9 protein-coding genes are annotated in these 12,145 nt (G+C 35.2%); 8 read left to right on the top strand and 1 reads right to left on the bottom strand.

The window, feature by feature from the left end:
• Positions 1-50: 50 nt before the first annotated feature.
• A complete protein-coding gene (murB, locus tag A9G17_RS11595; protein WP_065738843.1) occupies positions 51-1,061 on the bottom strand; it encodes a UDP-N-acetylmuramate dehydrogenase in 1,011 nt (336 codons plus the stop codon).
• A 576-nt stretch (positions 1,062-1,637) separates the two neighbouring features.
• Between murB and A9G17_RS11590 the strand changes: the two genes are divergently transcribed.
• The 8 genes from A9G17_RS11590 to ushA all read left to right on the top strand — a co-directional run bounded on the left by A9G17_RS11590 (position 1,638) and on the right by ushA (position 12,117).
• The gene (locus A9G17_RS11590) at positions 1,638-2,867 is read left to right on the top strand and encodes a phosphopentomutase (protein WP_065738842.1); all 1,230 of its coding nucleotides are present in this window, start codon (positions 1,638-1,640) and stop codon (positions 2,865-2,867) included.
• A gap of 51 nt (positions 2,868-2,918) precedes the next feature.
• On the top strand, positions 2,919-3,632 hold the full coding sequence (deoD, locus tag A9G17_RS11585; RefSeq protein WP_025315976.1) for a purine-nucleoside phosphorylase: 714 nt from the start codon (positions 2,919-2,921) through the stop codon (positions 3,630-3,632).
• 154 nt (positions 3,633-3,786) lie between these two features.
• Positions 3,787-5,040, top strand: coding sequence for a nucleoside permease (locus tag A9G17_RS11580; protein WP_065738841.1), 1,254 nt, complete (start codon positions 3,787-3,789; stop codon positions 5,038-5,040).
• Between the two features lie 291 nt (positions 5,041-5,331).
• Positions 5,332-6,495: an adenosine deaminase family protein gene (locus A9G17_RS11575; protein WP_065738840.1), complete on the top strand. Its 1,164-nt coding sequence runs from the start codon at positions 5,332-5,334 to the stop codon at positions 6,493-6,495.
• A gap of 33 nt (positions 6,496-6,528) precedes the next feature.
• Positions 6,529-8,508 carry a bifunctional 2',3'-cyclic-nucleotide 2'-phosphodiesterase/3'-nucleotidase gene (locus A9G17_RS11570; protein WP_065738839.1) on the top strand — a complete coding sequence of 660 codons (1,980 nt, stop codon included), beginning with the start codon at positions 6,529-6,531 and terminating at the stop codon, positions 8,506-8,508.
• A gap of 28 nt (positions 8,509-8,536) precedes the next feature.
• Positions 8,537-8,932 carry a cytidine deaminase gene (locus A9G17_RS11565; protein WP_025315980.1) on the top strand — a complete coding sequence of 132 codons (396 nt, stop codon included), beginning with the start codon at positions 8,537-8,539 and terminating at the stop codon, positions 8,930-8,932.
• Positions 8,933-9,100: 168 nt separating this feature from the next.
• Positions 9,101-10,402: a pyrimidine-nucleoside phosphorylase gene (locus A9G17_RS11560; RefSeq protein ID WP_065738838.1), complete on the top strand. Its 1,302-nt coding sequence runs from the start codon at positions 9,101-9,103 to the stop codon at positions 10,400-10,402.
• Between the two features lie 29 nt (positions 10,403-10,431).
• The gene (gene ushA, locus A9G17_RS11555) at positions 10,432-12,117 is read left to right on the top strand and encodes a bifunctional UDP-sugar hydrolase/5'-nucleotidase UshA (RefSeq protein ID WP_065738837.1); all 1,686 of its coding nucleotides are present in this window, start codon (positions 10,432-10,434) and stop codon (positions 12,115-12,117) included.
• The last annotated feature ends 28 nt before the right edge of the window (positions 12,118-12,145 follow it).

Raw genomic sequence — 12,145 nt, 5'->3', positions numbered from 1 at the left:
TGTTTAATTATAAATTGTTGGTTGCAACCTAAATTTATAACCGTTGTTATTTAAAGAAAGTTGTCTACATCAATTTCAGCTATTTTGCCAATAAAACGGATTTCAGGTGAAAGATTAACTGAAAATTTTCGTAATACGGCATCTCGAACATAACGAGCTAATTCAACCACATCTTGCGCAGTTGCGTTATTTTTATTGACTAATACAAGTGCTTGATTTTGATGAACTGCAGCGCCACCCAATTGATAGCCTTTTAGACCACATTGATCGATAAGCCAACCTGCAGCAAGTTTGACTTGATTATTTACTTGTGGATATATTGGCATAGTTGGGTAAATTTCAAGTAGCTTATCGGCAACTTTTTTATCAACAACTGGATTTTTAAAAAAACTACCGCCGTTACCAAGCACCTTTGGGTCAGGCAGCTTACTAAGCCGAATTTCACAAACTTTATCGAATATCATCTTAGGAGTAGTACTTTTTGGATCAAAGTTACGCAATTCGCCATAAGTTAATACAGGTTGCCACTGTTTAGGTAATTTGATACCGACATAAATTACCGCATAACCATCAGCATATTGCTTTTTAAAAATACTTTCCCGATAGCCATATTGACCATCTGTTACCTTAATGATGTTTCCTGTAGCAAGTTCCAATAATTCCACATAATCCGCCACTTTTTGAAACTCAACTCCATAAGCGCCAATATTTTGGATTGGTGCAGAACCCACACTACCTGGAATTAATGCTAAATTTTCAAGTCCGGCGATATTGTGTTCAATAGTTTGTGTTACAAGTTGATGCCAAATTTCGCCTGCCCCCACTTTTAAATGCCATGCTTGTTCCGTTTCGGTGATGGTAATACCTTTAATTCGATTCACAATCACAATGCCTTCAAAGTCACAAGTAAAAAGTGTATTACTGCCTTCACCAAGGATCATAATGGGCAGGTTCTGGTGATTATCTTGCCAAACCTGCATTAATTGTTCGACCGTTGCTACTGTCACAACTTTTTGAGCATAAACTTCAAGATTAAAAGTATTTGGGATTCTTTGTTTCATCAACTACAACCTTATCTGGGTGGAAATAGACCGCCAATATTAAATTACTTTCAGTGTGTTATTTGATTTTATTGAGATGTCTATCACATATGGCAACATATATTATCACATTGGTTAATCTTATATTATTAATTATTTACTCACTCACTATTATAAGATTCTTGGAACTCAAAATATGTACATTTATTAACATTTTAATTACAAAAATGTGATAATGATCGAATTTGGAGGATCAATTAATCAAATAAACCGTTAAAGTAATGCTTAAATCTTTTTTGTTTTTTTAGATCATGTATTATAGATATATGAGCGATGTTTTTTTAAAATTACAGTTAAACAGATTACTGTTTACAGATACATTTAGTGCAAATAATAGACGTTATCATCAAGATATCATATCAAAGGTGTAATTACTTAAATGAGTATTATAAAATAGACAGCTAAGTATGAAAGTAAGTATGAAAGATTGTTCAAGTGGCTGTTCTTCCTTAACCCGTACCCATATAAGCGAAAAGTAAAATGCGAGTACGAAGATAACTTGTAGCAAGATCCGTTTTTGATAAGTTCGAGGAAATTATGAAAAGAGTTTTTATTATGATCCTAGATTCATTCGGGATTGGTAGTGCCAAAGATGCAGCAAAGTTTGGGGATGAAGGTTCCGACACATTAGGTCATATTGCTGAACAATGCGCATTAGGCAATGCAGAACAAGGACGCAGTGGTACACTTAAATTACCTAATTTGGGTAAATTGGGATTAATTGAAGCAGCATACGAATCAACAGGTCATTACCCTAAAGGTATGCAAACCGAAGGCGAAATTATTGGTGCTTACGGTTATGCTAGCGAAATTTCATCTGGTAAAGATACGCCATCTGGCCATTGGGAAATTGCTGGAGTTCCAGTACTGTTTGACTGGGGTTACTTCACCAATACAACCAATAGCTTTCCTCAAGATCTATTAGATAAAATTGTTACCCGCGCTAAACTTCCTGGTTATCTTGGTAATTGCCACTCATCGGGTACCGTTATTCTTGATGAACTTGGCGCTGAACATATGGCGAGTGGCAAACCTATTTTCTATACATCCGCTGATTCAGTTTTCCAAATTGCTTGTCATGAAGAAACTTTCGGTTTAGACAAACTTTACGAAGTGTGCGAAATCGCACGCGATGAACTTAATAAAGGTAATTACAACATTGGTCGTGTTATTGCCAGACCTTTTGTTGGTAAAAAAGCAGGTGAATTTGTGCGAACAGGTAATCGTCATGATCTGGCGGTTGAACCACCTGCGCCAACTGTGATTAAAAAGCTGGTTGACGAAAAACAAGGCGATGTTGTTTCGATTGGTAAAATCGCCGATATTTACGCTCACGTTGGCATCACCAAAAAGATTAAAGCAACCGGCATTGAAGCATTATTTAATGCATCGTTAGAAGAAATTAAACAAGCTAAAGATAATACCATTGTATTTACCAATTTTGTTGATTTTGATTCCTCTTATGGACACAGACGTGATGTAGCTGGTTATGCTGCTGCATTAGAATATTTTGATAGTCGCTTACCTGAAATGTTAGCGCTAATTGAACCAGGCGATCTGTTAATTATCAGTGCAGATCATGGTTGCGATCCAACTTGGACCGGTACTGATCATACTCGCGAACATATTCCTGTTTTGGTGTATGGTGATAGTGTACCAGTAGGCTCATTAGGTCATCGTGAAACGTTTGCCGATATTGGACAAAGTGTCGCTGATTATTTTGATTTATCACCAATGGAATATGGTAAATCTTTTATTAGTAAGTAAGCAAATGAATTTAATGTAATACTTTTTTGAATTGAAGATCAGGAGAATTAGATGTCTACCCCACATATTAACGCTGTTGATAATGCTTTTGCAGAAACAGTTTTGATGCCAGGCGATCCGCTACGTGCAAAATTTATTGCTGAAACATTTTTAGAAGATGCACAAGAAGTAACAAATGTAAGAGCCATGTTAGGATTTACTGGTTATTACAAAGGGAAAAAAGTTTCAATCATGGGGCATGGCATGGGTATTCCATCTTGTTCTATCTATGCAACCGAACTGGTTAAGTTCTACGGTGTTAAAAATATCATTCGCATTGGTTCTTGTGGTGCCATTAGCCCTAATGTAAACCTTGGTGATGTGATAGTGGGCATGGGGGCTTGCACCGATTCAAAAGTCAACCGTTTACGTTTTAAAGATAGTGATTTCGCTGCGATTGCCGATTTTGATTTAACCTGTAATGCCGTTAATGCTGCTAAAAATTTAGGTGTAAACGTTAAAGTAGGTAACCTTTTTTCAGCTGATCTTTTCTATAGTGTCGATCCTGAAATGTTCGATATCATGGAAAAATACAATATTCTAGGCGTAGAGATGGAAGCTGCAGGCATTTATGGTGTAGCGGCAGAATATGGCGCTAAAGCATTAGCAATCTGTACGGTTTCTGATCACATTCGCAAAGGTGATGCTATGTCGCCGGAACAGCGTCAGATTGGTTTTAAAGAGATGATAACTGTAGCGTTAGAATCTGTACTATTAAATCAATAATTGAAAATGGCAGATCAACTGCCATTTTTTTTAACTAAATATTGATAGCTTGAGCACTATAAAATTGATAATAGTGCTTGTTTATATATAAATTTATTCATTAGTAATTGTTAGGCGGAAGATTATCAAATATGTCATTTAATAAGGAATCAAAATGAATATTAAGTTTAAACTTAAAATTATATTTTTCTTACAGTTTTTCATCTGGGGGAGTTGGCTGATCACCTTAGGTTCTTACATGATGGAAACATTACATTTTAATGGTGTAACCGTAGGTTCAGTTTATGGCACAATGGGGATAGCTTCTTTATTTATGCCTGGCTTACTTGGAGTTGTCGCAGATAGATGGATTCCAGCTAATCGTTTATTTATGCTTTGTCATTTAATTGGTGCCATCACGTTATTTATTGCAGCATCAATCACATCACCTTTTTTGATGGTAGTGATAATTTTGATTCATTGCCTTGCGTTTATGCCAACCATCGCAATTTCTAACTCAATTTCCTATTCTTGTTTAGAAGCACAAAATCTTGATGTTATTTCGCAATTTCCAAAAATAAGAATTTTTGGTACCATCGGCTTTATTGCAGCCATGTGGTTAGTGAGTTTCTTAGAATATGGATTAAGTAATATGCAACTTTATATTGCGGCGGCTGGTTCAGTTTTACTTAGCTTATATTCATTAACACTACCATTAATTAACATTACTAAAGACAGCTCTAAAAGGAAGTCTTTAGCAAGCTCTTTAGGTTTAGATGCATTCGTATTATTTAAAGACCCAAGAATTGCGATCTTTTTTGTCTTTGCCGTATTCCTTGGTGGTATTTTACAAATAACCAATACTTTTGGTAATCCGTTCTTACTTTCGTTTAAAAACATTCCAGAATATGCTGATAGCTTAGTAGTACAATATCCTTCGGTGTTATTGTCTATTTCGCAAATGTCTGAAGTGGTATTTATTCTATTTGTTCCATTTTTTATGAAACGACTTGGCATCAAATATGTCATGTTAATCAGTATGCTTGCTTGGGTAGCTCGTTTTGGTTTATTTGCTTATGGTGATCCATCTCCAACTGGCTTTATATTACTGCTTTTATCAATGATAGTTTATGGGTGTGCATTTGATTTTTATAACATTTCTGGCTCAATGTATGTTGAAAAATCAGTCTCACCAAGCATCCGTAATAGTGCGCAAGGTCTATTTATGATCATGACTAATGGTATCGGGGCATATTTAGGTTCGACAATCAGTGGCTTTGTTGTTGATCATTACACAACTGATGGTCTTACTGAGTGGCGTACAGTTTGGCTAATTTTTGCTGGTTACTCTTTATTGTTGGCTATCGTGTTTATGATTATTTTTAAAAACGATGACTTAAATAAAACAACTACAGCCAATAATAATTAATCATTTATGGTGTTTTAAATAAAACTTTCCATAATCAAAATACTGGCAGCAACCTTGGTTGTTGCCTTCTTCAAAAATATTTAATGAGTTAGAATGACTTTTAATGCATATTACTGCATAAAAACTAATTAAGTCACACAAAATGTATGGTAATAAGATGTCTGTTCAAGGTAAAATAGTAAAGATTATGATGAGCAAAGCTAAGGTTACTATACTAAGCTTTCCTATAAGTGTTTTTCATATCATTATTATTTGTACTCAATTGGCAAAATAAACTAGATTAAATATTAAATGAATACACATACCGTACCAAAAGTCATTTTACATGAACATATTGAAGGTAGTATTACGCCTTTTATGGCTCAACAGTTAGCCAATAAAAATAATATCGTTTTCCCTGAATCATTATGTTATAAAGCGGGTCAATACGATGCAAACGAGTATAAAAATGGTCGTTATTGCTATGATGAAACTGACTTTGTTCAATTCATTCAAACTTATGACACTGTTTCCAATTTTGTAAAAACACCCGAAGATTATTATCTAATTACTTACGATTTTCTCATTAGAAACGCCAAGCAAGGATTAATCTATTGCGAGCTTTTCTTATCCCCTTTTCATATCTGTACTACCGAAATTGATGGCGAAATTATTTGGAACAAAGAAAGATTCCAACAAACACTCAACCAAATGGATAACGCCATTATTGATGTACAAAAAGTTTATAATATTACGGTAAGGTATCATGTAATCGGTGTTAGGCATCTAGGGGCTAAAATTGTTTATGATACGTTACGTTTTATTAAAGAAAATCCTCACCAATTTATCACTGGATTTAATATTGCTGGAAACGAACGTTTTGGCCATTTTGATGATTTTAAAGATGCACATGAGTTAGCATCTGAGCTTAAACTAAAAAAATCCTATCATGCTGGTGAAATTGAGTCTGCTGAAAGTATTATTCAAGCGCTTAAACACGGTGCACAAAGAATTGGTCATGGTATCCGTGCTATTGAGAATCATAACCTAATTCAGGAGTTGATTAATAAAAAAGTTACTTTAGAAATCGCATTGACCAGTAATCGTATACTTGTTAATGAACTTCATGGGGATATTCGAAATCATCCCGTACGTCAGCTTTATGATTATGGTGTACGCATCACATTAAATACCGATGATGCTGGAATTTTTGGTACAGATATTGAAAAAGAGTACCACCTTGCCTCATCAATTTTTGGTTTTTCAAGATTAGAATTATTGGATATTACATTATGTGGTATTGATGCCGCCTTTGTTGAAGATTCAGTAAAAGAACAATTAACAAATTATGTTTTGTCATTGTTTACCTTAGATGACAAACAAACACTACAAAAAGCAGTCAATGATGCTAGATATCATCCTGCAATAATAGAACGATTTATTAAATACCAAAAGTCACTACCAATAACAAGTTAGTGGATAACAAAGTCAGAAAAATAGGAGATTTATATGAAAAAAAACAAATTAACTTTATCCCTTTTAACCCTATTCATTTCTGGCTCCCTTCAAGCCGCAACGGTTGATTTAAGAATAATTGAAACCACTGACTTGCATGGCAACATGATGAACTTTGATTACTTCAAAGATCAGCCTGTTGATACTTTTGGATTAGTCAAAACGGCAAATCTAATTCATCAAACAAGAAGCGAAGTAAAAAACAGCGTACTTGTTGATAATGGAGATTTGATTCAAGGTAGCCCTATGGCTGATTATGCCTTGAACAAAGGTTTAAAAGATGGTGATATTCATCCTGTTTATAAAGCGATGAACACACTTAATTATGTTGTTGGCAATATTGGTAATCACGAATTTAATTTTGGTTTAGATTATTTACAAAAAAGTCTTTCAGGGGCTAAATTCCCTTATGTTAATGCTAACGTTTATGATGCCAAAACTGGCAAACCCTACTTTCAACAATATATTATTATTGATACCCCTGTTGTTGATAGAGATGGTAACCAACAAATCATTAAAATTGGCTATATCGGATTTGTGCCACCACAAATTATGCAATGGGATAAGCTTAATCTAAATGGAAAAGTAGTAGTAAAAGATATTACTGAAACTGCAAAAAAATTAGTCCCTGAAATGAAAAAACAAGGCGCTAATGTTATTATTGCCATTCCACACTCTGGAGTATCTGCTGAACCATATAAAGCGTTAGCGGAAAATTCCGTCTACTATTTAAGTCAAGTTGAGGGTATTAATGCCATTATGTTTGGTCATTCACATGGCGTTTTCCCGAGTGATGATTATAAATCCTTACCTAATACCGATATCAAAACAGGTAACATCAATCATGTCCCTGCCGTTATGCCTGGTCAATGGGGTAGTCACTTAGGTGTGGTTGATTTAGTACTTGAGGGTGATAACTCTAACTGGAAAGTGACATCTGGGAAATCAGAAGCTCGACCTATTTATGATTTAAAAAATAAAAAAGCATTAGTACAAGCCGATCAACAGATTGTCGAAATTTTGAAACAAGATCATCAAGGTACGCGTGAATTTGTAGGTAAACCGATTGGTAAAGTTTCTAGCGATATCAACAGCTATCTAGCGCTCGTTGAAGATACATCCGCACTACAAATTATTAGTGATGCACAAATTGACTATGTAAAACAGTTTATTCAAGGCGATCCAGATTTGGATGGATTACCAATTTTATCAGCGATTGCACCATTTAAAGTTGGTGGAAGAAAGAACGATCCAAGCGCATATGTTGATGTTAAAAAAGGTGATTTATCATTTAGAAATGCTGCCGATATCTACCTTTATCCAAATATTTTAAGTGCAGTTAAAATTACTGGTAAAGATGTTAAACAATGGCTAGAATGTGCAGCTGGCGTATATAATCAAATCGATGTTAATTCGACTCAACCACAATATCTAATTAATTGGGATAAGTTTAGAACTTATAATTTCGATACAATTGATGGTGTAAGTTATCAAATTGATGTCACCGCACCGCCACGTTATGATGGCAACTGCAAGTTAATCAATCCAACATCGGAAAGAATAAAAAATCTAACTTATCAACAACAGCCTATTGATCCTAATCAAGTATTTTTAATTGCGACCAATAATTATCGTGCCTACACCGGTACATTCCCTGGGACAGGTGAAAATAACGTTAAATTCAACTCACCAGATGATTTAAGAGTTATTTTGTCTGCTTATATTACTAATACTACAAAAAAAGCGGGTATGGTTAATGTCACGGTAGATAATAATTGGCGAATTGCACCAATTATTAGCGATAAAAAACTGGATATTCGCTTTGAATCTTCACCAACGGATGAAGCAAAAGCTTATATAGAAAAACATTCGCTTTATCCAATTAACTTTATTGAAAAAGATGAATTAGGCTTCGGTGTTTATCGACTTGATTTACAATCATCGGTTAACACAAAAGCCAAAAATCAAAAATAGTACCATTAAGACCTGAAGGATTATCGATATGAAAATTGAAAAGTTAATCGAACTTGCTAAAACTGCTCGCTCAAGAGCCTATGTGCCTTATTCTAAATTCCAAGTTGGCGCCGTGCTCATTACTGAAGACGATGAAGCAATTTTAGGCTGTAATGTCGAAAATGCTTCTTACGGATTAGCCAACTGCGCTGAACGTACCGCCATTTTTAAGGCAGTGTCAGAGGGCAAACGCAAGTTTAAAAAATTAGTGGTAATTGGTGATACCGATGGCCCTATTTCACCTTGTGGTGCTTGTAGACAAGTTATCAGCGAATTTTGTGCTAAAGATATGCCCGTAATTTTAACCAATCTTCAAGGGAAAATCCAAGAAACAACCGTAGGTGAATTATTGCCTTGGTCTTTTTCGCCGAGTGATCTTGATTAGTTAAAATCAATTGCAAGTAAAATGGATAAAAATAGATAAAAAAGCACATTACTGTAGTTAAAACTTTTTGACTATATTTTCAAACATAATCGGTACAGACGTTTATGTAAATTTTATATAATCAAGTTGATAGACTAATTTGATTAATTGTTTTAAGTGAGAGATATAATGAGATTTGTAGATATTATTGAAAAAAAACGTGATGGTAATGCATTAACCACAGAAGAAATTCAATTTTTTATTACTAACTACACCAATGGTACCATTCCTGATTATCAAGTGAGTGCATTATTAATGGCGATTTATTATCAAGGGATGACATCAAAAGAGTGTGCTGATTTAACCAGTGCTATGATGTATTCAGGTGATACGGTTGATTTATCCTCAATCAATGGCATTAAAGTTGATAAACATTCTACTGGTGGTGTAGGTGATACAACGACTTTAGTACTTGCACCATTAGTTGCCGCATTAGATGTTCCTGTTGCAAAAATGTCAGGACGTGGTCTTGGCCATACTGGTGGAACAAATGACAAATTCGAATCAATTCCAGGATTTAAAATTGAATTAGGCAAGCAAGACTTTATTAATCAGGTAAATGAAAAAGGCGTTGCGGTAATTGGACAATCAGGCAACTTAACACCAGCCGATAAAAAATTGTATTCACTACGAGATGTAACGGCTACCGTTAATTCTATCCCATTGATTGCAAGCTCAATTATGAGTAAAAAATTAGCTGCAGGTGCAGATGCGATTGTCTTAGACGTTAAAACCGGAGACGGCGCCTTAATGAAAAACATGGCTGATTCAGAAAAATTGGCTCATGAAATGGTTAATATTGGTAATCAAATTGGTCGTAGAACCATGGCGATTATTTCAGACATGTCACAACCACTTGGTTTTGCAATTGGTAATGCCCTTGAAGTTAAAGAAGCCATTGACACATTAAAAGGTCATGGCCCAGCTGACTTAACTGAATTGGTGTTAACACTTGGCAGTCAAATGGTCGTATTGGCCAATAAAGCCAAAACACTGGATGAAGCTCGTGAAAAACTACAAGAAGTCATCAAAAATGGCAAAGCTGTTGAAAAATTCAAAACATTAATTGAAGCTCAAGGTGGAGATAGTTCAGTTGTTGATCATCCAGAAAAATTAGCAAGCGCACCTTACCAAATTGCCTTACCAGCACTTAAATCAGGTTACGTTTCAAGAATTATTGCTGACCAAATTGGTATTGCAGCAATGCAACTTGGCGCAGGTCGTGCAACCAAAGAAGATGTTATCGATCCATCTGTTGGAATTATGTTACACAAAAAAGTAGGTGATAAAGTTGCCGAAGGTGAAGCATTACTAACTATTCATGCTAATACTGATAAAATTGATGCGATTAAACAAAAACTATACGACAACATTACCATTAGTGATAATGCGATAGAACCGCAATTAATTTATAAAGTGATTACGGAATAACTATTACACCTAAGGATTTAGGAGGCACCATGCATCATCCACAATTATTTAAAAAACTAACGCTTATTGCCGTTTTGGGGTTATTTTCGGTTAATGCTTTAGCTGATGTAACCAAGAAACAATCAACCGATCCAACTTGGCAAAAAGATAAATCTTACCGATTTACAATTTTACATACCAACGATCACCATGGTCGTTTTTGGCAAAATGATATCGGTGAATATGGACTTGCAGCCCAAAAGACGGTTGTTGATGAGATCCGTAAAGAAGTTGCCGCAAAAGGTGGTAAATTATTGTTATTATCGGGTGGTGATATTAATACTGGTGTCCCTGAATCTGATGTACTGCAAGCAAAACCCGATTTTATTGGTATGAATGAAGTGGGTTACGATGCTATGGCGGTGGGCAATCATGAATTTGACCATCCGCTAAGGATCATTCGTGAACAACAAAAATGGGCTAAGTTCCCATTTTTATCAGCGAATACTTACTTCAAAAACAGTGATAATCGGGTTTTTGATGCTTATAAAATGTTTAACTTAAATGGTATCAAAGTAGCGGTATTTGGATTGACTACTGATGATACGATCTTTTTGGCTTCACCTAAAAATACCGACGGTATTGAATTTCGTAAGACCTTACCTGAAGCACAAAAAATCATTACTCAAATCAAAAAAACCGAACACCCTGACATGATCATTGCTGTTACTCATATGGAACATTATGAAAATGGTGAGCACGGTTCAATGGCACCTGGAGATGTTGAATTAGCTCGAGGGTTGCCAAACGGTGAATTAGATATGATTGTGGGAGGACACTCACAAAACCCAGTTTGTATGGCTAGCCCAAACAAACGTATTACCGAATATGTACCAGGTACACCTTGTGCGCCAGATCAACAAAATGGCACTTGGATTGTTCAAGCCCATGAATGGGGCAAATACGTTGGTCGTGCCGATTTTGTCTTTTTAAATGGCAAAATTACGCTACAAAATTATCAATTAATTCCAATCAATCTGAAAAAAGAAGTGGATAATGGTAATGGCACTAAGCGTCTTGAATATTATACGAAAGAGATACAACCACACCAAAATTTGTTAGAAACCTTAAGACCTTATCAGGAGCAAGGTAAACAGCAATTACTCGCTAAAACGGGTGAATTAATTGGCCGTTTAGAAGGTGATCGTAGCGTAGTGAGATATCAACAAAGTAATATGGGACAGCTACTACTCAGTGCGTTCATTGAAAAAACGAATGCTGATATCGGTATTATGGCTGGTGGTATGATTCGCGATTCACTTATTGAAGGTCATATAACTTATCGCGATATTTTAAAAGTTGAGCCTTTTGGTAATACTGTAGTCTATTTTGATTTAACCGGCCATGAGTTAATGGAATATCTTAAAGTTGCATTAAGTAAAAAACAGGGTTCAGGCGGTTATACTCATTTAAAAAATATCACGTTAACTAGAACTGGTGATACGATTAGTGATGTTAAAATTAAGAATGAACCCATTGATTTGCAAAAATCTTATCGCATTACGACCCTTGACTTTTTAGCTGCGGGCGGTGATGGCTACCCAATTACCAATACTTTACCAACTTATGTTGATACGGGTTATCGAGATGCCGATGCAGTAAAACAGTATTTTGAAGCGCATTCACCAATCAAGGCGTTAGATTATGAACCGTCGAATTTTATTTTAGAAAAATAATTTTACGGTTTTATACACGATTTTTAGA

Source organism: Gilliamella sp. wkB7 (assembly GCF_001693435.1).
GTDB classification, from domain to species: domain Bacteria; phylum Pseudomonadota; class Gammaproteobacteria; order Enterobacterales; family Orbaceae; genus Gilliamella; species Gilliamella apicola_N.
The sequence above is the reverse complement of the archived record's forward strand: the minus strand, read 5'-3'. Positions and strand labels throughout refer to the sequence as shown.

Bases quoted from the DNA above. Each gene is read 5' to 3' on its own strand.
- ushA (WP_065738837.1), top strand. From the start codon at position 10,432: ATGCATCATCCACAATTATTTAAAAAACTAACGCTTATTGCCGTTTTG.
- A9G17_RS11580 (WP_065738841.1), top strand. From the start codon at position 3,787: ATGAATATTAAGTTTAAACTTAAAATTATATTTTTCTTACAGTTTTTC.
- A9G17_RS11590 (WP_065738842.1), top strand. From the start codon at position 1,638: ATGAAAAGAGTTTTTATTATGATCCTAGATTCATTCGGGATTGGTAGT.
- A9G17_RS11565 (WP_025315980.1), top strand. From the start codon at position 8,537: ATGAAAATTGAAAAGTTAATCGAACTTGCTAAAACTGCTCGCTCAAGA.
- A9G17_RS11575 (WP_065738840.1), top strand. From the start codon at position 5,332: ATGAATACACATACCGTACCAAAAGTCATTTTACATGAACATATTGAA.
- murB (WP_065738843.1), bottom strand. From the start codon at position 1,061: ATGAAACAAAGAATCCCAAATACTTTTAATCTTGAAGTTTATGCTCAA.
- A9G17_RS11560 (WP_065738838.1), top strand. From the start codon at position 9,101: ATGAGATTTGTAGATATTATTGAAAAAAAACGTGATGGTAATGCATTA.
- deoD (WP_025315976.1), top strand. From the start codon at position 2,919: ATGTCTACCCCACATATTAACGCTGTTGATAATGCTTTTGCAGAAACA.
- A9G17_RS11570 (WP_065738839.1), top strand. From the start codon at position 6,529: ATGAAAAAAAACAAATTAACTTTATCCCTTTTAACCCTATTCATTTCT.